Raw genomic sequence first — 21378 nt, 5'->3', positions numbered from 1 at the left:
TTCCGCTCAGTTCGCCTGACGGCGCAGGAAAGCGGGGATCTCGATCTGGTCCTGCGAATGCGGCTGGGCCTCGTCCTCGTAGTCATGGCGCACGGCGCGGTTGCCCGAAACCGGGGCTTCCTGACGCGCACCGCCGCCATGGCCGACGCCGGCCATGCGGTGGATGAGACCACCCAGACCGCGGCGCTGTTCGGGCTGCGGCGCAGGCTGCGCGCGCACCGGGGTCGGCGCGCGATGCGCGGCGGCGGGACGCTCGGGCTGCTTGCTGACGGCTTTCTGCAGGCGCTGCAGCGTCTCGGGGCTCGGCTCGCCCGGGGTGCGGGGCTGACGGCCATAGGTTTCGGGCTGCGGCGCCGGTTGCGGGGCGGGCTGCACCATCTCCGGCGCCTTGTTCACGACGCGGCGCGCAGGCTGGCGGTTTTCATCACCCAACACGTCCTCGAGGAAGAAATCTTCCTGCACCGGCTCGGGCTGCGCCGGGGCGCGGCTTTCGTGACGGGGCTCGTGCCGCATCTCCGCACGCGGTTCGCGATACGTCGGCTCGTGATGCGGCGCGTAGCTTTCGGGAGCATCATAGCGTTGCGCGGCGGGCTGGTGGGCCTGCTGCGGCTCATGCTCGTAGCCGAACCCGTCGTCGTATTGCGCGGGCGCCTCGGCGGCGTCGTAGCTCTGATAGCCGTTATGGTCGTAGCCGTGATCCTGCGCTTCGGGCTCGTAGGCGGGCTCGGGCGCGGCTTCCTGCACCGGCTGTTCGACCGGGAGCGGCTCGGCCAGACGACGGCGCGGCACTTCGGCGGTGACGGGCTGCGCCTCGATACCGGTGGCGACGACGGAGACGCGGATCGCGCCTTCCATCTCGGGGTCCAGCGTCGAACCGACGATGATGTTGGCTTCCGGGTCCACCTTGTTGCGGATGAGGTTCGCGGCTTCGTCCAGCTCGAACAGGGTCAGATCGTGACCGCCGGTGATATTGATCAGCACGCCCTTGGCGCCGTTCAGGCTGATCTCGTCCAGAAGCGGGTTGGCGATGGCCTTTTCGGCGGCCTGACGTGCCCGGTCCTCGCCGGTCGCCTCGCCCGTGCCCATCATGGCCTTGCCCATCTCGTCCATCACCGCGCGGACATCGGCGAAGTCGAGGTTGATCATGCCCGGACGCACCATGAGGTCGGTGACCCCTTTCACGCCCTGATACAGCACGTCATCGGCCAGCGAGAAGGCTTCGGTGAAGGTGGTGCGCTCATTCGCCAGACGGAACAGGTTCTGGTTGGGGATGATGATCAGCGTGTCGACGACCTTCTGCAGTTCCTCGACGCCCTGCTCGGCCTGGCGCATCCGCTTGGCGCCTTCGAAGGCGAAGGGCTTGGTCACGACGCCGACGGTCAGGATGCCCATCTCACGCGCGGCCTGCGCGATGATCGGCGCGGCGCCGGTGCCGGTGCCACCGCCCATGCCGGCGGTGATGAAGCACATATGCGCGCCCGACAGATGGTCCATGATGTCTTCGAGCGTCTCGGCGGCGGCGTTCGCGCCGACTTCGGGACGCGCGCCCGCGCCCAGCCCCTCGGTCGCCTCGACACCCAGCTGGATGCGGGTCGAGGCCTTGGATTGCTGGAGCGCCTGCGCGTCGGTATTGGCGACGACGAAATCGACACCTTCGAGGTTCTGGTCGATCATGTTGTTGACGGCATTGCCGCCCGCCCCGCCCACACCGAACACGGTGATGCGCGGCGTCAAATCTTGTGCCTGGGAAACCCCTAGTGTCAGAGCCATTGCCTGTCCGCCTGTTCTTGTTGCCGGATTTTCCGGTCAGATTTTCTGCTCGGTGCCATCCGGTCATTTGATGATTTGCCGAATTGCGACAATCCTAACCCGGCCCCGAGTCGGCGTCATCAAAAAAATCGCCTTCTCGACCCGTAGTCCCTTATTTTTTCGCGGAAATTTGCCAACGGGCGGAAGCGAGCGACGGGGGTCTAAATAGGATTTTTTCTACATTCTCAGGCAGTTTTGCGGCGTTCCTAACACGGCCCGCCGCACCCGATTACGGGCTTACCAATTGTCGCGGAACCAGCGCATGGCGCGCTTGAGCGGGCGCGAGGCGAAGGCCTGGGCGGGCATGTCGAAATCCCACCATTCGTCCTGCGGATGGGCGGCATACTGGCACAGGCCGACGATGGCCGCGTATTCCGGTCCCGTGGCCGCCTGGGGCAGGCCCGGAACGCGGATCGGGCGGCCCAGACGCACCTGCGGTCCGAGGATCTTCGCCGCCAGCCGGTCGAGCCCGGGGATCTGGCTGCCGCCGCCGGTCAGGACGATCTGCTGGCTGGGAAGATGGTCGAACCCGGCCACGTCGAGCCGCGCACGGACCTCTTCAAGGATCTCTTCGACGCGGGGCCGCATGATGCTGATCAGCGCGGCGCGGGTCACGGTGCGGCGGTCCTTGTCCCAGTCGCCGCTGTCGCCGCCGATCTCGATATGCTGACGGTCGTCCTGCCGGGTGGCGACAAGACCGCCGTGGAAGGTCTTGATCCGCTCGGCGGTGGACGAGGGCACCTGCAACGCGATGGCGATGTCCGAGGTGATATGCTCCCCGCCCAGCCGGACGCTGTCGGCATAGATCATGTGGCCCTTGATGAAGATCGACAACGTGGTGGTGCCGCCGCCCATGTCGATCACGGCGGCGCCCAGTTCCTGCTCGTCCTCGACCAGCGCCGCGCGGCCCGCGACATAGGGCGCGGCGGCAAGGCCCGCGACCTCGACATCGCAGCGCTTGAGGCAATGGACGAGGTTCTGCACCACATCGGCCGACACGCTGAGCATGTGCATGTCGCAGCCCAGCATGCGCCCCGCCTGCCCGCGCGGATCGGCAAGGCCGGTGCGGTGATCGAGCACGAAGTTCACGGGCTGGGCGTGCAGCGCTTCGCGGTCATGGCCGATATCGGGCAGGATGCAGCTGTCGAGCACGCGGGCGATGTCGCTTTCGCTGACGCGGTCGCCTTCCAGCTCGACCGCGCCTTCCAGCCCGTAGCTGCGCATGTCGCCGCCCGAGAAGGTCAGGATCGCGTGGTCGACGCGGGTCTGGGCCATCTTCTGGGCGTTCTGCAGCGCGGTGCGCACGGCGCGTTCGGTCTCGCGCATCGCCGCGATTTCGCCAAAGCGCACGCCGCGCGAACAGGTGGTGCCGGCGCCGATCACCCGGAACGCCGCCTGCCCCGCCATGTTGCCCACGCCCGAGCCTTCGCGCGGGCCTTCCGAGACGCCGAATTTCAGGATCAGGCAGGCCACCTTGTGCGAACCCACATCCATCACCGCGATCACACCCCGCTGCATGGCCTGCTGGCGGAGGTTGCGCTGCGCTCGTTGCGATTCGTAGAACACGGTCATCGGCGGTTGGCTCCGGTATTGAGGGCGGTGTTGGTGAGTTGTTCCAGCGCCGGCTCGGCCAGGCGCAGGGTCGGGCGGGAGGGCGTGCGCATATCCACGCTCACAAGGTCGCGCGACAGAAGTTGTTGCACGCTGTTCTCGGTCATCGCGACCACGCGATCGAGCGCGGCGACCGCACCCACGGCGGGCAGAAGCACGCGCTGGCCCCGGTCGAGGACCAGATCCCAGCGCCGCTCGCCCACCCGCACGAGGCCGCGCACCCGTTGCCGGATCGGCGCGGCGGCGGCCCAGAGTTCGGCGGCTTCGGCAATCGCGTCGGGAGCGCCCGGCCCCACGATCAGCGGCAGGTCGGCGCGGGTCCCGCGCGATGCCACGCGGGCAACGCGGTGGCCGGTCTCATCGACGAGATACAGCTCGTGCCCGTGGCGCCAGACCATGGCGGGCACGCGCTCGACGATGCGGACCTCGAGCACCCCGTCCGAGCGTATCTGCAGCCACGCGCGCTCAACGGCGTCGAGCGCCTCGGCCTCGGTGCGCAAGTCGGACAGGTCGAGATCCCAGGACGAGACCGGGAAGCTGAGCCCCATCAGCCGCTCGACGCCCTCGGCCACTTCGGGCGAGCGCGAAAGCACTTCCAACGACGAGACGCGGAACATCGGCTGGTTCTGGAACCAGTCGGTCGCGGTGGCGATCTGGGTCGCGGCCCAGTCCCGGTTTTCCGGCTTCGACACCCAGCCGCCGATGGTCGCGGCGATCAGCAGAAGCGGCAGGCCGATGCAGACAAAGCTGCGCACCAGCGGCGTCAGCCACAGCCGGTTCAGGCGATAGGCCAGACGACTGGGCGAGGGATCGAAGCTGCGTTGCGTCTGGGCGGCATTGGCGGGCGCAGCCTCGGCGGCCTGGGCGCCCATCGTCCAGCTGGCCGTCGTCACGGTAGCCTGCGTGCCGGGATAGCTGCGCGGCTCTGGGCGGCGGGACTCGGTGGATTTGGGGCGCGGCGCGGTGCCCAGAACGGTGCGCATGGCGTGATGGACCGGCAGCGGGCTGGCGGTGTCGCTGCCGGTGGCAAAGCCGCCGCCCTTGCCCGTGGCGTGGCCGCCCGCGCTCCAGGAATCGGTGCCGGCGTCGCTGCCCGCCCATTCCGCCACTTCGTGCGGCAGGTTGCCCAGGGGCGGCTCGGCGTCGCGGTCGGGTTGCGCGCCGTGGCGCAGGACCGGATCGGGCTCGGGCATCGGCGGCCAGGCGCGTTCGGGAAGGTCGCCGGGCCATTTCGGCGCGACGGGCCGGTCGCGGCGCAGCGGGCGCGCGGCAGGCAGATCGGGGGCGGCCACTTCGTGCCGCGCGGGCCAGACCCACGGCCCGCGATGCACGGTGTCATGCGTGGGCGTCTGCGGCTCGTCGTCCGGGGTCAATGGGGACATCAGCGCTGACACGAGGCATCCTCCACCAGAAGGCGGCACAATTCGGGGAAGCTGATCCCGCAATGCGCGGCCTGTTCAGGGCTGAGCGAGGTCGAGGTAAAACCGGGCTGCGTGTTGGTTTCCAGAAGCACCAGCCCGTCCAGCCCGCGCGCCTCGTCCCAGCGGAAATCGGTGCGGCTGAGCCCCCGGCACCCCAGCGCCTTGTGCGCGCGCAGGGCGTATTCCATGCAGGCGTCGAAGATCTCGGCGGGAAGCTCGGCGGGGACGACATGGCGCGAGCCGCCGTCCTTGTACTTGGCGTCGTAATCGTACCAGCCTTCGGTGACGATATCGGTCACGGTCAGCGCCCGCGCGCCCTGTGCCGGATCGTCCAGAACCGAACAGGTCAGCTCGCGCCCCGGCGCATAGGCTTCGACCATGACGGTTTCGGGCATCGCATCGTCAAGCTGCGGCGGGCCGTTATTGTCGGATTGCACGATCCAGACGCCGACCGAGGACCCCTCGTTATAGGGCTTCACGACATAGGGCGGTTCGATCACATGGCGGGCGCGGACCTCGTCCTTGGCGGCCAGCACGCTGGGCAGAACCGGCAGTCCCGCCGCGCGGTAGATGTCCTTGGTGCGTTCCTTGTCCATCGCCAGAGCCGAGGCCAGCACGCCCGAATGCGTATAGGGAAGCCGCAACCATTCGAGCATCCCCTGCACGCAGCCGTCTTCGCCCCAGCGGCCATGCAGGGCGTTGAAGCAGACATCGGGCTTGAGAGCCTCCAGACGCCCGGGCAGATCGCTGCCCGCGTCGATTTCGACCACGTTGAATCCGGCCACCCGCAGGGCTTCGGCGCAATTGCGCCCCGTTGCCAGCGACACCTCGCGCTCAGCCGAGGGTCCGCCCATCAACACCGCCACTGTGGGGGCTGCCCTGCTCGACATGCCCACCAACTCTGCCTCATCCGGGGTCTTCGGACCCCTGTCTTATTCTTCGCTTCAGGGCTTTCGGGCCCCGTTCGTGCCGCCGGATCTGTTGCCCGGTCGGCACCGCGCCGCGGTCGTGCTGCGCCTGTTGTCAGGGAGCCGGATCACCGATGCGCTTGATTTCCCATTCTAGCTCAATCCCGCTGTTTTGGAACACCCTTTTTCGAACTTCCTCGCCCAGACCCTCCAGATCGGCGGCCGAGGCCCCGCCGGTATTGATCAGGAAATTCGCGTGCTTGGGCGACATCTGGGCGCCGCCACGCGTGGCACCGCGCATACCGGCGGCCTCGATCAGGGACCAAGCCTTGAGGTCGTGGGTGTCGTCGGCCCTACCCGTAGACGAGAACCCCGCCGGATTGCGAAAGGTCGAGCCCGCCGTGCGGTCCTTCGTCGGCTGGGTCGCGTCGCGCTTGGCAAGCTGCGTCTCCATCCGCTGGGCCAGGTCCTCGGGGTCGCCCGGCGGCGCGCGGAATGTGGCAGAAATGACAACAGCGCCCTCGGGCAGCGCCGACTGGCGATAGGCAAGGCCCAGCTCGCCCGCCGGTTTCTCGACGATCTCGCCCGAGCGCAGGACCATGCGCACGCTTTCCAGCCGGTCGGCCACGTATTCGCCGTAGCAGCCCGCATTCATCGTCACCGCACCGCCGATCGAGCCGGGGATGGTGCGCAGAAAGGTCAGGTCGCGCCCGGCCTGCGCGGCCTTGCGCGCGACATGGGCGTCAAGCGCGGCAGCGCCCGCGATCACGCGCTCACCCTCGACGCTGATCGCGTTGAATCCCCGGCCCAACCGGATCACCACCGCCCGCAGCCCCCCGTCGCGCACGATCAGGTTCGATCCGACGCCCATCGGGAAAACCGGCAGATCCCTGGGCAGAGCGGCAAGGAAGGCCGAGAGGTCGTCCGCGTCCTCGGGCTGGAAGAACCAGTCGGCAGGGCCGCCCACGCGCAGCCAGGTCAGGTCGGAAAGCGGGCGGTCCTGCGTCAGGGTCCCGCGCGGAGTGAAAGGGATCTGGGTCATGGCACTGGAATAGACGGCGGCCCGTCAGGCCGCAAGCACGGCTGCGAGGTTGGCAATGGGAGCTTTCATCCGGACACGGAACCGGGACCGCCCCTGCGCAGTTGCCCCTGCAACAAACCAAAAAATTCGGCGGTACGAAACTATGAAGAAAGTCACTCCCCTGATGCGCAGCATGGGTCCCACCTTGGCAGCGGGCGCGATTGCGGGCGCGGCGGTTCTGGCGGGCATCCTTGCGGGCGCTTATGACGGCCAGCTTCTGGCCTTGGCCAGCACAGCCGGTATCGCGCTGGCGCTGAGCTTCGAGCTGGCCTTGTGGAGCTGGACCTTGCTCGCTGGTCGCGCGCGCAACAACGGCGTCCGGTCGGCCACGGTCTCGACGGCGCAACGGCGCGTCGGCCGGACCATGGCGCGCCGCTCTCCCCTGCGCGTCCCGATGCAGAAGCGCACGGCCTAAGACGGCGTTAGCCCCCTTCCCGGCAGCCTGACGGCGCGGGCGTCCCGGCGATCCTCTGGCGATCCTGTGGGCGCCCGTTTTCCATTGAGCAGGGCGCCGGCCGGGCCGAGAAGGGAACAATTCACGCCCCAGTTGCGTTCTCCCGACAACCCTCAGTCACATCGGAGACCCGTTATGATGATCCCCCAAGCGCCCCTCAGATCGACCATGGCGACGATCGCGGCGGCTTGCGTGGCCGGCGCGGTCGTGATCGTCGGGCTGGCCCTTGGCTATATCGACTGGCGCCTGTTCGCAGCCGCTGCCGTGATCGGCGTGGTCGTGGGCGTGCCCGTCGGTATCTGGATCGCGCACCGCATGCGCGCCACGCCGCCGCTGCCGCGCCCGGAAACCGCCGTAAGCGACCCCGACGCCGCCCAACGTGAAGTCGCGCCGGACTACCCGCGCCCCTATCCGCCGGCGCCCGATCAGGCCATCAAGCCCGCAACCGCGTCGTGATATCCCTTGGGCAGGCGCCTTACCCGGTGCCTGCCCGCTTGAGCGCACGCCTGTTGCGGCGCCTCGCACCGAGCCAGCCGCCCAGAAGCGCGCCAAGCGTCGCGGGCGCGGCGAAAAGGAAGGCGCCGATAGCATAGGCGATGCCATCCCAGCCCTGCGCCCGAAGCCCCATAACCCAGAGCACCGCGACCGCCGCGCCCAGAAGCGCGACAAGAATTGCCGCGCCCCTGCCCCCGCTCAGGCGCCCGGTGATCCAGCCCACCGCGAGGCCCAGAAAGAGGGCCAGGGCCAGGATGTAGAGGATTTCGGGCTCCATCTCGGTCCCTCCCGGGTCGTACCTCAGTCGTCCGCAAGGCGCGCGGGTAATGCCTGCGCCCAGGCGCTGATGGTCCCGGCGCCAAGACACACCACCATGTCGCCCGGCCGCGTCTCGGCGCGCACCAGCGCTTCGAGATCGTCCTCGCGTGTCAGCGCATGGGCCGAGGCATGGCCGTGCGCGCGGATCGCTGCGACGAGGCTGTCGCGATCCGCGCCCGGGATCGGGTCTTCGCCGGCCGGATAGACCTCGGCGATGGCGACGACGTCCGCCTGGTCAAAACAAGTGGTGAACTGCTCGAAAAGCGACGACAGCCGCGTGAAGCGATGGGGCTGATGCACGGCGATCACGCGCCCCTCGCCGCCCAGAGACTGGCGCGCGGCGCGGATCACGGCGGCGATCTCGACCGGGTGATGGCCGTAATCGTCGATCACGGTGACGCCGTTCACCTCGCCCACGCGGGTGAAACGCCGCCCGACTCCGCCAAAGCCCGCCAGTGCCGCGCGGATCTGATCGTCGGACAGGCCCAGATGCAGTCCCACCGCGACCGAGGCCAGCGCGTTCGAGACATTGTGGTCGCCGGGCATAGGAAGTGTCAGACTTTCAATAATCCGACATTCCGCGCCATGACCAACCGCAACATCGAAGTACGCCTTGCCTTTTTCGAACCTCAGCCCCTCGGCCCGCAGATTGGCGTCGGGCCGGAAACCGAAGGTGACGACCTTGCGGTCGTGGATCTTCCCGGCCAGCGCCGCGACCTCGGGATGATCGGTGCAGAGCACCGCGAGACCGTAGAACGGAATGTCCTGAACGAAGCGGCGAAAGCCCTCGCGCAGGGCGTCGAAACTGCCCCAATGTTCCAGATGTTCGGGGTCGATATTGGTGACGACCGCGATCTCGGTGGGCAGGATGTTGAAAGAGCCGTCGCTTTCATCGGCCTCGACCGCCATCCATTCGCCCGTACCGGCGCGCGCGTTCGAGCCATAGGCATGGATGATACCGCCATTGACGATCGTCGCATCGAGCCCGCCGCCATCCAGCATCGCCGCCATCATCGTCGTGGTGGTGGTCTTTCCATGCGTGCCCGCGAGAGAAATGCAGCGATGCGGGCGCATGATCTCGGCCAGCATCTCGGCCCGGCGGATCACCGGGATGCCAAGGCGCCTGGCCTCGGCATATTCCGGGTTCGACGGCTTGATCGCGGTCGAGGCGACGACCACGCCCGCGCCATGCACATGCGCGGCCTCGTGGCCGACATGGATCACCGCCCCCAGCGAGGCAAGCCGCTCGGTGATGGCCGATCCCTTGGCATCCGAGCCCTGCACCTTGTGGCCCTGCCCCAGCAGGATCTCGGCGATGCCCGACATGCCGATGCCGCCGATACCGATGAAATGAACCGGGCCAAGGCCCGCCGGAAGACGCGTCGCCGCCATGCTGTCACTCATGCTTTGGGAGGGCCCGCCAGACGCTCGGCCAGATCCGCAAGGCGGCTGGCGGCATCGGGGATGCCCAGCTTCATCGCCGCCACCGCCATGCGCGTGGCGCCGTCGGGATGGGTCAGGATCGCCTGCACCTGCTCGGCCAGCGCCTCGGGTGTGAACATCCGTTCGGGCATCAGCACGGCGGCCTCGGCCTCGACCAGAGCGCGGGCATTCGCGGCCTGCTCGCCCCGGATCGCGGCGGCATAGGGGACCAGCACCGAGGGACGCCCGATCACCGTCAGATCCGCCACCGTGGACGCGCCCGAGCGCGCGATGACCAGCTGCGCCTCGGCGAAGCGGGCGGGAATATCGTCGAAGAAAGGCCCTACCTCGGCGGGGATATCCGCCGCCTCGTAGGCCGCCGTGACGCGCTCGACATCCTCGGGCCGGGCCTGTTGCGAGACGCGCAGATGCCGGCGCAGATCCGCGGGCAGCGAGGCCAGCGCGGCAGGCACGACGTCCGACAGGATCCGCGCGCCCTGGCTGCCGCCGATCACCACCAGCGACATCGGATAGGGGCCGGGCGCGATATAGGGCGCGCCCGCGCGCTCGAACACCGCGCCGCGCACCGGGTTGCCGGTATGATGCCCGGCGATCCCCGCAGGAAGCTCGGTCGGCCATGTCCCGCAGGCCACCGCGTTGACGCGCTTGGCGAAAACCTCGTTCACGCGGCCCAGCACGCCGTTCTGTTCATGGATCAGCCGGGGAATGCGCAGCAGCATCGCTGCCCCCAGCGCCGGGATCGACGGATAGCCGCCGAAGCCCGCCACCACCGCCGGACGGTCGCTGAGCATCGAGAAAACGGCCTTGATGACACCGCCCACGATGCGAAACGGCGCCGCCAGCTTGGCCAGTGCCCCGCCGCGCGCGAACGTGGCGGACGACACGACACGCCGCTCGACCGCCTCAGGGAAGCCGCCCGCATAGCGCGCGCCGCGCGCATCGGTCGACAGGACGACCCGCCAGCCCCGCGCAAGCAGTTCCTCGGCAAGCGCCTGAGCGGGGAACATATGCCCGCCGGTGCCGCCCGCAGCGATCACCGCCAGCGGGCGTTTGCTGTCCGTGGCCTTCGCCATCACCGTCCCCGTGTCTGCAAAATCTCGCCGATCTCACCTTGGGGGCGCGATCGCGTCAAGGCCAGCAACATTCCCGTCATCAACCCCATAGCCAGAAGCGACGAGCCGCCCTGGCTGATGAAGGGCAAGGTCATGCCCTTGGCGGGCAGAAGCCGCACGGCCACGCCCATATTGATCATCGCCTGGGCCGAGATCATCGCCACCAGCCCGGTCCCCGCCATGCGGATGAAGGGATCGCGCTCGCGCGTCAGGCGCACCAGCGCGCGCAGACAGATGGTCGCGTACAACATGATGATGAAGGCGACGAGGATGAAGCCGTATTCCTCGGCCGCGACGGCGATGACGAAGTCGGTATGCGCGTCGGGGAGCTGCCATTTCACCTGCCCCTCGCCGACGCCCATGCCCCACAGGCCGCCTTCCTGAATGGCCGAGGTAGCGTAGCCGATCTGCGAGCGGGCGTCGATTTCCGAGGACAGGAAGGCGTCGATCCGGCGCGCGAAGTGTTCGGATGCGCCGTAGGCCACGACGCCGCCGCCCACCACCGCGCCCGCCAGTCCCAGAATGATGACGATGGACGCGCCCGAGACGAAATACATCGCCCCCCAGCCGAACAGCACAAGCGCCGATTGCCCGAAATCGGGCTGGATCACCAGAAGGCCCACCGTGGCCAGCGTCACGCCCAGCGACATCAGCCGTCCGGGAGGGGCGTTCAGGTCCTGCCCGGCGGCCAGAAGCCAGCCCGCAGTGACGGCAAGGCAGGGCTTGATGAACTCCGACGGCTGCAGCGTGATGACGCGCAGGTTCAGCCAGCGCGTCGCGCCCTTGCCCAGATCGGTGCCGACAAAGGGCAGCGCCAGAAGCAGCACGAACCCGATGCCGAAACCCAGCACCGCCCAACGGCGGATCGTCTCGGGACTGCGCATCGACACGAACAGCATGACGCTGACGCTGACCGCGGCAAAGACCGCGTGGCGCTGGAAATAATAGAAGGGCGGCAAGTGGTTGCGCGTGGCCAGCGGCGGCGACGAGGCCAGCGCCAGCAGCAATCCGATGGCAACCAGAAGAAGAACGCTCGAGATCGTCCAGCGGTCAACCGTGCGCCACCAGCGCGACAGCACCGGCTCGCCCGTCTGGGCGGGGATGCTGCCATGAACCATTTCCGTCATGACTGTCCTGCTCGATCTGCCGGTATCCGGCCTGCCTGTTGCGCCCGGTTTGCCCGGGTCGTCACCCCACAGGATAGCGCGCGAGGCGGAGTCTGGCCAGACCCTATCCCGCGCGGCGCGCCCGGCTCAGCGGCGACGTGCCCACAGATCGGCGGAATAAAGCACCAGCGCGCCCCAGATCATCGGGAAAGCCCACAGTTTGGCGCCCTCGAAGGGTTCGCCGAACAGGAAGACGGCAATCAGGAAGATGCAGGTTGGCGCGATGTATTGCATCAGCCCGATCGTCGTCAGCCGCAGGCGTTTCGCCCCATTGGCATAGAGCATCAGCGGCACCGCCGTGACCACGCCGCAACCGATCAGCAGCGCCATGTCGCGCCCGCCCGTCGTGCCGAAAGCCAACGTGCCCTGCCCCGCCAGCCATGCCAGATAGCCCAGCGCGAAGGGCGACAGCAGCATCACCTCCAGCGCGAAGCTCTGGTTCGGGCCGATGGGCAGCGCGCGCTTGGCCAGCGCGTAGAAGCCCCAGCTTACCGTCAGCGCCAGCGACAGGACCGGCAGGCGCCCGGCCTCGACAGTCAGGATGACCACGGCCAGCGCCGCCAGCGCCACCGCCGCCCATTGCAGCCGCGACAGTTTCTCGCGCAGCACCAGGGCGGCCAGCAGGACCGAGAAGATCGGGTTGATGTAATAGCCCAGCGCCGCCGACATCGCCTGTTCCGAAGCGATGGCATACAGATAGACGCCCCAGTTGCATGACACCAGCGCGGCGGTCAGCGCGGCCATGCCCAGCATGCGGATATCGCGCATCGCGCGTCCCAGGCTACGCAGCCGCCCCGTGGCCCAGAGCACCGCCAGAGCCAGCGGAACCGACCACAGGACGCGATGCGCCAGCACCTCGGCCACGTCGACATGATCGAGGAGCCGCAAGTAAAGCGGCAGCGCGCCCCAGAGCAGATAGGCCGACAGCGCCAACAGGAACCCGGCCAGCGAATCGCCGTCCAGCGCTCGGGAATCGTCGGCCGGTTCGGGCCGGAGCGAAGCCTTCAGGGGCGCCTGCGTCGCGCGCATCTTTGTTCTCCAAATATCCCGAGGGGGGCGTGCGACAGCACGCGGGGGGCGAGCAGCCCCCCTCCCCGATCGACATCCGGACTTACGCTTCAGCCAAGCCCTGCACAAGTGCAGTAAAATGCGCGCCGCGTTTCTCGAAATCCGGATACTGGTCGAAACTCGCCGCTGCCGGTGCCAGCAGCACCACCTCGCCCGGTTCGGCCTCGGCGCTGGCGCGGGCGACGGCATTCTCCATCGTCTCGCAGATTTCGTGCGGGATGGCGCCCAGTTGCAGCGCGAAATCGCGCGCCGAATGGCCGATCATGTAGGCTTTGACCACCGATCCCAGATAGGGCGCCAACGCGGCGATGCCGCCCTCCTTGCCCAGCCCCCCGGCGATCCAGCGGATGCGCGGGAAGGCCTGCAGCGCCTTGGCCGCCGAATCGACATTGGTGGCCTTGGAATCGTTGACGAACCGGACGCCGTTCCGCTCGCCCACCAGCTGGCTGCGATGGGGCAGGCCCTGAAAGCTGGCCAGCCCTGCCTCGATCTGCCGGGGCGCAAGGCCCAGCGCGCGCACGGCGGCATAGGCGGCGCAGGCATTCTGATGGTTATGCGCGCCGGGCAGCCCGGCCAGCGGGCGCAGGTCGATGGCATGGACCTGCCGCCCGCCGCGCCATTCCGCCAGAAAACCCTTGCGCGCGAAGACCGACCAGCCGGGCCCCTGCAGCTTCTGCCCCGACGAGATACGGATCACCCGGCTGTCGGCAGCGCCCTGCCCCAGCTGCATGGCCAGATAGCGGCCCTCGGCCTCGTCGACACCGATCACCGCGCGTTCGGGCGCCCCTTCGGAAAAGAGCCGCCGCTTGGCCGCGAAATAGCCGCCCATGCCGCCATGACGGTCCAGATGGTCGGGCGAGAGATTGGTGAAGACCGCCACATCGGGGGCAAGGCGGCGGGCAAGGTCGGTCTGGTAGCTCGACAATTCCAGCACCACGACGCCCTCGTCGCCCGGCAGGTCGATGGACAGAACGCCGGTGCCGATATTGCCCGCCATGCGGACCTCGCGCCCGGCCTCTTCAAGCAGGTGCGCGATCAGCGCGGTGGTGGTGCTCTTGCCGTTCGAGCCTGTCACACAGACCACGCGGGGCGCGTCGTCGCTGTCGGCCAGCGCCTGGAAGAACAGCGAAATGTCGTTATCGACCGGCACACCCGCCGCGCTGGCGGCGGCGATGACGGGATGGGGCGCGGGGTAGAGATGCGGGATGCCGGGCGAGGTGATGAGCGCCGCCAGATCGTCGACCGCCCCGGATTTCGTGAGGTCGACGGGGCTGAAGCCTTCGGCCTCGGCCTTGGCGCGGCCTTCGGGGCTGTCGTCCCAGGCGCAGACGTCGGCGCCCCCGGCCCTGAGCGCGGCGCAGGTCGCCAGCCCCGATCGCCCGAGCCCCAGAACGCCGACACGGCGGCCTTCAAACCCTTGAACAGTAATCATTTCCCAAACCCCGTCCGGTGATGGCCGGAGGCTATCGCAGGGCGCTGCAAAGCGCCAGAGGCGCTGTGTGCGTCGGGCGACAAGGGGGGGGAAGTGGCGCGGTTGACGGGGCTCGAACCCGCGACCCCCGGCGTGACAGGCCGGTACTCTAACCAACTGAGCTACAACCGCGCGTAGGGGGTCATCTAGAGGGCGCGCGGGAGGGCGTCAAGCGGGAAATGTGACGTCGGGCGCAGGAAGTTGTGCGGACCTCACCTTGGACGAGACCCCGACGCGCTGCGCAAGCGCGGCGCACCCTGATGAGGGCAAGGAACCGGGATGAAGGGCTTTGGCGCTGTGGCCCGGGCACCGGCCCAAGCCGCGCATCGCAGAGATGGAAACACGCCCGTCGCGGCGGCGACGGCCCGGCCGCCCCTGCTGGCTTCCTCCCGGTCCCGGGCAAAAAGAAAGGGCCCCGAGGGCCCTTGAGGAAGCTTAATGGCGCGGTTGACGGGGCTCGAACCCGCGACCCCCGGCGTGACAGGCCGGTACTCTAACCAACTGAGCTACAACCGCGCGTAGGGGGTCATCTAGAGGGCGCGCCGGGTGAGGTCAATCCCAAAATCGCGCCAATCTGCGTCTGACCGAACCTGCGCCCGGGCCAAGCCAAGGCGGCGACCAGCGGTCACGCCAGTTTCCGGCGGTCGCGCCACGAGTTCCAGCCCAGCAGCGCCAGATAGGCCAGGTCCGAGAGCGCCAGCACGATCCAGGGCCGCGAGATCAGCGCGCCCGCATAGACCACCATCGCCACCATCACCAGCACCGCGCGCTTGCGCGGGATCCGCACCGATTTGAGCGACGGCGTGGGCAGGCGCGAGATCATCAGAAGCCCCACCGCCCCGACATAGATCCCCGCCGCAACCGGGATTTCCCGCAGATCGAGCCAGCCCGCCAGCGTCAGATAGATAGGCAGCAAGGCCAGCATCGCCCCCGCGGGCGCGGGCACGCCCACGAAATGCGCCCGTCCGGGGGGCGGCGGCGCGTTGCGGTTGACGTTGAACCGCGCAAGCCTGAGGCAGGCGCAGAGCACGTAGACCAGCACCAGCAGCCAGCCCAGGCCGGGCCAGTCCTGCAACACGAAGATATAGACGAAGACGCCGGGCGCGACGCCGAAACAGACGAAGTCGCTGAGCGAATCGAGCTCGGCGCCGAAATGGCTGGCGGCGTTGAGCTTGCGCGCCAGAAGCCCGTCGATCCCGTCGATCAGCGCAGCCAGAACCAACAGCCCCGCCGCCGCCTCGAACGACCCGGCCACCGCGTAGCGCATCGAGGTCAGGCCCGCGCAGAGCCCCAGCAGGGTGACGATATTGGGCAGAAGCTGCACGAGGGGCAGCGAGCGACGGTCGCCGCCATTTTCGTCCATGACGGTTTCGTCCGCCCCTGCATCGTCATAATTGGCATCGTCAATCCCGGGAGCGGGCGCTGCAGGCGTTTCGTCTTTGGGGGGATGCTCGGTCATGGGTCAGCGGATCTCGGCCATGCGGCGCGGCTCGGACGCGGTCAGGTCGGCCAGCACCGTCTCACCCGCCACCATCGTCTGACCCAGCGCAACCAGCGGCTCGACCCCCTCGGGCAGATAGACATCCAGCCGCGAGCCGAAGCGGATCATGCCGAATCGCTCGCCCGTTTCCAGAACGTCGCCGGGCTTCACGTCGCAGACGATGCGGCGCGCCACCAGGCCCGCGATCTGCACCACGGCCAGCTGACGCCCGTCGGCCATGCGCAGCGCGACCGAGTTCCGCTCGTTATCGACCGAGGCCTTGTCGAGCGAGGCGTTGAAGAACTTGCCGGGCCGGTAGCCCACCGCCGTGATCTCGCCGGCGATGGGCAGGCGGTTCACATGGCAGTTGAAGACATTCATGAACACGCTGACGCGGGTGAGCGGCGTCTCGCTCAGGCCCAGCTCGGCGGGCGGCGCGGCGGGTTCGATGAGCGAGACGACGCCATCGGCGGGGCTGACGATCAGCCCGTCGCGCGTGGGCGTCTGGCGGTCGGGATCGCGAAAGAAGTAATAGCACCAGATCGTCAGGATGACGCCCAACCAGCCCAGCGGCTGCCAGATCAGGAACAGGACCAGCGTGACGGCGGCGAAAATCCCGATGAAGGGATAGCCCTCGCGGTGCACCGGCTTGATGACGGCGTTCAGGATCGAATCATGCGACGGCTCGGGCATCGGGTCTCCTTGGGATGCGTACAGAATGTTCTAGCCCGATCGCGCGCCAAGGCAAAACCGCCATCGCAGCGTAACCGGCAAAGATTGAACGTTGATTACCGGGCGTCACGCCCCTTGCAGGCGCGATTCGATCAGCGCCGCAGCCTGCGCGACGGCGGCCTCGACGCTCAGATCCGAGGTGTCCAGAAGCACCGCGTCCGGGGCCGGTTTCAGCGGCGCATCGGCGCGGTTCATGTCGCGCGCGTCGCGCTCTTTCACCTCGGCCAGCACCTGCGCCGCGTCGCCGCCCACTTCCAGCCAGCGGCGATGCGCGCGCACTTCCGGGCTGGCGGTGACGAACAGCTTCACCTCGGCCTCGGGGCAGATCACCGTGCCGATATCGCGCCCGTCCAGAACCGCGCCGCCTTCGCGCCGGGCGAAGTCGCGCTGAAAGGCCACCAGCGCCGCGCGCACCTCGGGGATCGCCGCGACCCGGCTCGCCGCGGCCCCGGCTTCGAGACTGCGCAGATCGCCGCGCGCCAGATCGGCGGGCTCCAGCCCCCGCGCCGCCGCCACCGCGTCGCCGCCCTTGGCGCCGACCGCGCGGTACAACAGCCCGGTATCCAGATGCGCCAGCCCGAAGCGCGCGGCCAGCGCCTTGCTGATCGTGCCCTTGCCCGCCGCCGCCGGGCCGTCCACTGCCACCGTGAAGATCATCGCATTCCCCAATCTTGCGCCCTTCTACCCGGCCCGGGCGCGGCGGGAAACCCGCCCCATCTTTGTTCCACAAATATCCCGGGGGGTGAGGCCGCAGGCCGAGGGGGGCAGCGCCCCCCTACTCGGCCCCTCTCCTACGCATCCGCCGCATGCTGGCGCGGATCGCCAGCACCAGAGCCAGCGCCAGGATCGCGAACTTGCCCTGCGTGAAGGCACTGGCGGCGAAGATATCCGCGGGGCGCACCCAGTCGGGCCCGGCCTCAAGCATCCGCTGCACCAGCATGTTCTCGCCCCAGTCGAGCGCGACATAGCCCATCGCCGCCATCATGCAGACCGTGCCGAAAGCGCCGTGAAGGGGACGCATCCACCACAGAAGGCAAAGCCCCATCAGCGCCGGAAACAGCGTGTCGGTCCAGAAGATCGGGCCTTCATACAACGCGAAACCCTCGGGCGTGAGCGCGCGCAGAAGCCCGCGCGCCTGCGCAAGGTCGTAGCCCGTCACGCGCAGGTCATAGGGCAGCAGCCCGCCCGATTCCGCCAGCAGACGCTGGCCCAGAACCACGACCAGATACAGGTAGACCGCCAGCGTCAGCAGCGGCAGCCCCCAGGAAATCGCCCGTTTCACGGCGCCGTCCGCTCGATCCGCGCGCCCAGCCCCGCCATCAGCGGCTCGAAGACCGGGAACGAGGTGGCGATGGGCGCGCCGTCATCGACCGCGACGGGCTGATCGGCCACCAGACCCAGCACCAGGAAGGACATCGCGATGCGGTGATCCAGACGGCTTTCGCAGACAGCCCCGCCCGGCACCGCCCCGGTGCCGTGGATCGTGAGCGTATCCTCGGTCTCTTCCAGCGTCACGCCGCAGGCCTCGAGCCCGCGCGCCATGGCGTCGATGCGGTCGCTTTCCTTGACCCGCAACTCCTTCACGCCCTGCATGACGGTGGTACCCTGCGCCATCGCGGCGACCACCGACAGGATCGGGAATTCGTCGATCATCGAGGCCGCGCGTTCTGCCGGCGTGGTCACGCCCTTCAGCGCGGGCGAGTATTTCACCCGCAGATCCGCCACCGGCTCGCCGCCCTCGTCGCGCGGATTCTCGAAGGCGATATCGGCGCCCATCTCGATCAGCGTGATGTAAAGCCCGTCGCGCGTCGGATTGCGCGACACGCCGGGCACGGTGATCTCGGAGCCGGGCACGAGGATCGCCGCGCAGACCGGGAAGGCAGCGGAGGACGGATCGCGCGGCACCGCGACGCTCTGCCCGGTCAGGTCGGGCTGGCCTTTCAGCGTGATGACGCGGCCCTCGGCGCTGTCGGTGACGTCGATCTCGGCACCGAAGCCGCGCAGCATCCGCTCGGTATGGTCGCGGGTGGGTTCGGGCTCGATCACCACGGTTTCGCCGGGCGCGTTCAGACCGGCCAGCAGCACCGCCGATTTCACCTGCGCGGAGGGCATCGGCAGCGTGTAGCGCACCGGCACCGGATCGACCGCGCCGACCAGCGTCAGCGGCAGCCGACCGCCTGCGCGCCCGACGGCCCGCGCGCCGAACAGCGCCAGCGGGTCGGTGATGCGCCCCATGGGCCGCTTGTTGAGGCTGGCATCGCCCGTGAAGGTGGCGGCGATCGGCGTCGTCGCCATCGCCCCCATGATCAGCCGCACGCCGGTGCCCGAATTGCCGCAATCGATCACCTGCGTCGGCTCGGCGAAACCACCCACGCCCACGCCGTTCACGCGCCAGTCGCCCTCGGCCACGCGGGTGACGGTGGCCCCGAAGGCCCGCATCGCCTTGGCGGTGTCGATCACGTCCTCGCCTTCCAGCAGGCCCGTAATATGGGTCTCGCCGACCGAGAGCGCGCCGAGGATCAGCGCGCGGTGGCTGATCGATTTGTCGCCCGGCACCTCGGCCACGCCGGCAAGCGGTCCCGATTTATGGGCGATCATCGGGATCGGGGTCGAATGGGCGGACATAGGGACCTCACAGCGCTGCATCTGGCGCGGTCATAGCGCAGCGGGTTTGCTCATGCCAGCCCCGCCAGCCTGAGCCCCGCCCCGGCCAGGGCCGCGCCCAGAATAAGCATCCCCGGCCCGGCCTTGAGCAGGAAAGCCGCGATCAGGGCCAGCGCGGTCAGGCCCGCGGCCCAGGGGTCGAACGCCCCTTCCGGCCAGAGCGCGTGCAGCGCGAACAACAGCGCCAGGTTGGCGATCACCCCCACCACCGCCGCCGTTACCGCCTGCAAAGCGCCCGCCAGCGCCGGGCTGTGGCGAAGCCGCTCGGCATGGGGGGCCAGCGCGAAGATCCACAGGAAACAGGGCGCGAACGTGACCCAGGTGGTGATCAGCGCGGCCAGCGTGGCGAGCCCCAGCCCGCCCGCCTGCCAGCCCGCCATGAAGCCCACGAATTGCGTGACCATGATCAGCGGGCCGGGCGTGGTCTCGGCCATCGCCAGCCCGTCCAGCATCTGCCCCGGCGCCAGCCAGCCCTGCGTGTCGACCGCTGCCTGCGCGACCCAGGCCAGCACGGCATAGGCGCCGCCGAAGGTCAGGACCGCCATCTGACTGAAGAAGACCGCGACCTGCGTAAGCCCGTCCTGCGGCCCGAGGGTCAGCGCCAGCGCCGCCACCGGCACGAGCCAGAGCGCCGCCCAGACAAGCGCCGTGCCGCCCGTCCGGCCCTCTGGGGGTGGCAGGTCTCCTCTGTGCTTCGGTGCGCGCGCATAGCCCAGCGCGGCGGCCGCCAGCACCACCAGAGGAAAGGGCAGATCGAAAACGAAGAGCGCCGTGAAGGCCGCGCCGGCGATGGCGAGGGCGACGGGGCCTTTCAGCGCCTTGCGCCCGATCCGCCAGAGCGCCTGCGCGACGATGGCGATGATGGCGGCTTTCAGGCCGAAAAAGGCGCCCGCGATCCAGTCGACATCGCCCGCCAGCACATAGACCCAGCTCAGCGCCATGATGGCAAGGATGCCGGGCAGCACGAACAGCCCGCCTGCAAGCACCCCGCCCCGCCAGCCGCCACGCAGCCAGCCGATATAGGTGGCGAGCTGCATCGCCTCGGGGCCGGGCAGAAGCATGCAGAAATTGAGGGCGTGCAGGAAGCGGTCCTCGTCGATCCAGCCGCGCGTCTCGACGCATTCGCGATGCATCAGCGCGATCTGCCCCGCCGGTCCGCCGAAGCTGAGAAGCCCGATCCGGGCCCAGACGGGCAGATCGGCGCGCAAATCGGAAGGAGTGGCGGTCATGCGGGGGTATCTCGGGCGGAGTTGTCTAAGGCGGAGCGTCTTTGGGTCGTAGCGTGACACATGGCCCGGTTGAACGACAGTTCCGTGACGGTGTTTTGCGGGTTCACCCGCGGGGCGCCCCGGGATTAGGATCGCCGCGCTGTCCGGGACCCTTGCCATGCCGTTCGATACGTTTCTTGCGCTTCTGACCTTCGCCTTCGTCGCCTCGATGACGCCCGGCCCGAACAACGTGATGCTGTTGAGCTCGGGCGTGAATTTCGGCGTTGCGCGGACCGTGCCGCATATGGCGGGGATCACGCTGGGCTTCTCGCTGATGATCGGGCTGGTGGGGCTGGGCGTGGCGGGGCTGTTCACTGCCTGGCCGCCCGCGCGCGCGGTGCTGACCTGGGTGTCGGTCGCCTATCTTCTGTGGCTGGCATGGAAAATCGCCCGCTCGGCGCCGCCCTCGGGCGCGGTGGCGGCGGGCGCTCGACCGCTCACCTTCCTGCAGGCGGCGGGGTTCCAATGGGTCAATCCCAAGGGCTGGACGGCGGCGCTGACGGCGAATGCGCTCTACGCGCCGGGATCGGACCTGCCCTCGGTCGCGCTGGTCGTGGCGGCCTTCGCGGCGGTCTCGGTGCTGTCGGTCACGGTCTGGACGGTGCTGGGACGCGGATTGCGGGCGTTCCTGCAGGACAGGAGGCGGTTGCGAGTGTTCAACATCGTGATGGCGCTGACACTGGTGGCGTCGCTTTTCCCGGTGCTGTTTGGCTGACGGGACGGAATGGTGCGTGCAAAGCACGCACCCTACAGCCGCGCCCTGCGGGATCCACCGGGCGCGCGAAGTCCAACGCCCGCCAGAAGCGCAGGGCGCCGGCCCGGTCCCGCGAATCGCGATCGCCAGCCCGCCTGGTGCAACGCTGTAGGGTGTGTGCTC

At 68.7% G+C, this 21378-nt stretch carries 20 protein-coding genes and 2 tRNA genes; 3 read left to right on the top strand and 19 right to left on the bottom strand.

Going from position 1 to position 21378, the window contains the following annotated elements:
- Nucleotides 1–6: 6 nt before the first annotated feature.
- From ftsZ to murB, 5 genes are all read right to left on the bottom strand, one after another.
- Nucleotides 7–1770 carry a cell division protein FtsZ gene (gene ftsZ, locus C4N9_RS09875; RefSeq protein WP_109533160.1) on the bottom strand — a complete coding sequence of 588 codons (1764 nt, stop codon included), beginning with the start codon at nt 1768–1770 and terminating at the stop codon, nt 7–9.
- Between the two features lie 276 nt (nt 1771–2046).
- Entirely contained in the window at nt 2047–3381 is a 1335-nt protein-coding gene (gene ftsA, locus C4N9_RS09870) for a cell division protein FtsA (protein ID WP_109533159.1), read from the bottom strand.
- Nucleotides 3378–4802 (bottom strand): cell division protein FtsQ/DivIB, encoded by a 1425-nt coding sequence (locus C4N9_RS22245; RefSeq protein ID WP_245902509.1) that lies wholly within the window; start codon nt 4800–4802, stop codon nt 3378–3380. The genes ftsA and C4N9_RS22245 overlap by 4 nt, the downstream gene beginning before the upstream one ends.
- Nucleotides 4802–5731 carry a D-alanine--D-alanine ligase gene (locus tag C4N9_RS09860; protein ID WP_210404008.1) on the bottom strand — a complete coding sequence of 310 codons (930 nt, stop codon included), beginning with the start codon at nt 5729–5731 and terminating at the stop codon, nt 4802–4804. Before C4N9_RS09860 ends, C4N9_RS22245 begins: the two co-directional genes overlap by 1 nt.
- 133 nt (nt 5732–5864) lie before the next feature.
- Nucleotides 5865–6791, bottom strand: a complete 927-nt coding sequence (gene murB / locus C4N9_RS09855; RefSeq protein ID WP_109533157.1) for a UDP-N-acetylmuramate dehydrogenase — start codon at nt 6789–6791, stop codon at nt 5865–5867.
- Between the two features lie 172 nt (nt 6792–6963).
- On the opposite strand from murB, the gene C4N9_RS09850 reads away from it, so the two are divergent.
- Both C4N9_RS09850 and C4N9_RS09845 read left to right on the top strand, forming a co-directional pair.
- Nucleotides 6964–7245: a hypothetical protein gene (locus C4N9_RS09850; protein WP_146195146.1), complete on the top strand. Its 282-nt coding sequence runs from the start codon at nt 6964–6966 to the stop codon at nt 7243–7245.
- A 174-nt stretch (nt 7246–7419) separates the two neighbouring features.
- Complete coding sequence (locus C4N9_RS09845) at nt 7420–7740, top strand: hypothetical protein (protein WP_146195145.1); 321 nt, start codon at nt 7420–7422, stop codon at nt 7738–7740.
- A 19-nt stretch (nt 7741–7759) separates the two neighbouring features.
- Here the strand turns inward: C4N9_RS09845 and C4N9_RS09840 are convergent, their stop codons facing one another.
- From C4N9_RS09840 to chrA, 14 genes are all read right to left on the bottom strand, one after another.
- Nucleotides 7760–8056, bottom strand: a complete 297-nt coding sequence (locus C4N9_RS09840) for a hypothetical protein (RefSeq protein ID WP_109533154.1) — start codon at nt 8054–8056, stop codon at nt 7760–7762.
- A 23-nt stretch (nt 8057–8079) separates the two neighbouring features.
- Nucleotides 8080–9489, bottom strand: a complete 1410-nt coding sequence (murC, locus tag C4N9_RS09835; protein ID WP_109533153.1) for a UDP-N-acetylmuramate--L-alanine ligase — start codon at nt 9487–9489, stop codon at nt 8080–8082.
- A gap of 8 nt (nt 9490–9497) precedes the next feature.
- Complete coding sequence (locus C4N9_RS09830) at nt 9498–10613, bottom strand: UDP-N-acetylglucosamine--N-acetylmuramyl-(pentapeptide) pyrophosphoryl-undecaprenol N-acetylglucosamine transferase (RefSeq protein ID WP_109533152.1); 1116 nt, start codon at nt 10611–10613, stop codon at nt 9498–9500.
- Nucleotides 10613–11779 carry an FtsW/RodA/SpoVE family cell cycle protein gene (locus tag C4N9_RS09825; protein WP_109533151.1) on the bottom strand — a complete coding sequence of 389 codons (1167 nt, stop codon included), beginning with the start codon at nt 11777–11779 and terminating at the stop codon, nt 10613–10615. The genes C4N9_RS09830 and C4N9_RS09825 overlap by 1 nt, the downstream gene beginning before the upstream one ends.
- Before the next feature lie 126 nt (nt 11780–11905).
- Nucleotides 11906–12847: an EamA family transporter RarD gene (rarD, locus tag C4N9_RS09820; RefSeq protein WP_109533150.1), complete on the bottom strand. Its 942-nt coding sequence runs from the start codon at nt 12845–12847 to the stop codon at nt 11906–11908.
- Nucleotides 12848–12929: 82 nt separating this feature from the next.
- Nucleotides 12930–14318, bottom strand: a complete 1389-nt coding sequence (gene murD, locus C4N9_RS09815) for a UDP-N-acetylmuramoyl-L-alanine--D-glutamate ligase (protein ID WP_109533149.1) — start codon at nt 14316–14318, stop codon at nt 12930–12932.
- 94 nt (nt 14319–14412) lie between these two features.
- A tRNA-Asp gene (locus C4N9_RS09810) sits at nt 14413–14489 on the bottom strand.
- A 307-nt stretch (nt 14490–14796) separates the two neighbouring features.
- Nucleotides 14797–14873 (bottom strand) — tRNA-Asp (locus tag C4N9_RS09805).
- Nucleotides 14874–14982: 109 nt separating this feature from the next.
- Nucleotides 14983–15816, bottom strand: coding sequence for a CDP-diacylglycerol--serine O-phosphatidyltransferase (pssA, locus tag C4N9_RS09800; protein ID WP_245902508.1), 834 nt, complete (start codon nt 15814–15816; stop codon nt 14983–14985).
- Between the two features lie 3 nt (nt 15817–15819).
- The gene (locus C4N9_RS09795) at nt 15820–16530 is read right to left on the bottom strand and encodes a phosphatidylserine decarboxylase (protein WP_109533148.1); all 711 of its coding nucleotides are present in this window, start codon (nt 16528–16530) and stop codon (nt 15820–15822) included.
- 105 nt (nt 16531–16635) lie between these two features.
- Nucleotides 16636–17226: a (d)CMP kinase gene (locus C4N9_RS09790; protein WP_109533147.1), complete on the bottom strand. Its 591-nt coding sequence runs from the start codon at nt 17224–17226 to the stop codon at nt 16636–16638.
- A 118-nt stretch (nt 17227–17344) separates the two neighbouring features.
- Nucleotides 17345–17851, bottom strand: a complete 507-nt coding sequence (locus tag C4N9_RS09785) for a hypothetical protein (RefSeq protein ID WP_109533146.1) — start codon at nt 17849–17851, stop codon at nt 17345–17347.
- Nucleotides 17848–19194 (bottom strand): 3-phosphoshikimate 1-carboxyvinyltransferase, encoded by a 1347-nt coding sequence (gene aroA, locus C4N9_RS09780; RefSeq protein ID WP_109533145.1) that lies wholly within the window; start codon nt 19192–19194, stop codon nt 17848–17850. The genes C4N9_RS09785 and aroA overlap by 4 nt, the downstream gene beginning before the upstream one ends.
- Before the next feature lie 50 nt (nt 19195–19244).
- On the bottom strand, nt 19245–20462 hold the full coding sequence (chrA, locus tag C4N9_RS09775) for a chromate efflux transporter (protein WP_109533144.1): 1218 nt from the start codon (nt 20460–20462) through the stop codon (nt 19245–19247).
- 157 nt (nt 20463–20619) lie between these two features.
- On the opposite strand from chrA, the gene C4N9_RS09770 reads away from it, so the two are divergent.
- A complete protein-coding gene (locus C4N9_RS09770) occupies nt 20620–21216 on the top strand; it encodes a LysE family translocator (RefSeq protein ID WP_109533143.1) in 597 nt (198 codons plus the stop codon).
- Nucleotides 21217–21378 lie beyond the last annotated feature (162 nt).

This window comes from Pararhodobacter marinus (genome assembly GCF_003122215.1).
In the GTDB taxonomy this organism is placed as follows: Bacteria; Pseudomonadota; Alphaproteobacteria; order Rhodobacterales; family Rhodobacteraceae; genus Pararhodobacter; species Pararhodobacter marinus.
This window is presented reverse-complemented; position numbering and strand designations above follow the sequence as displayed.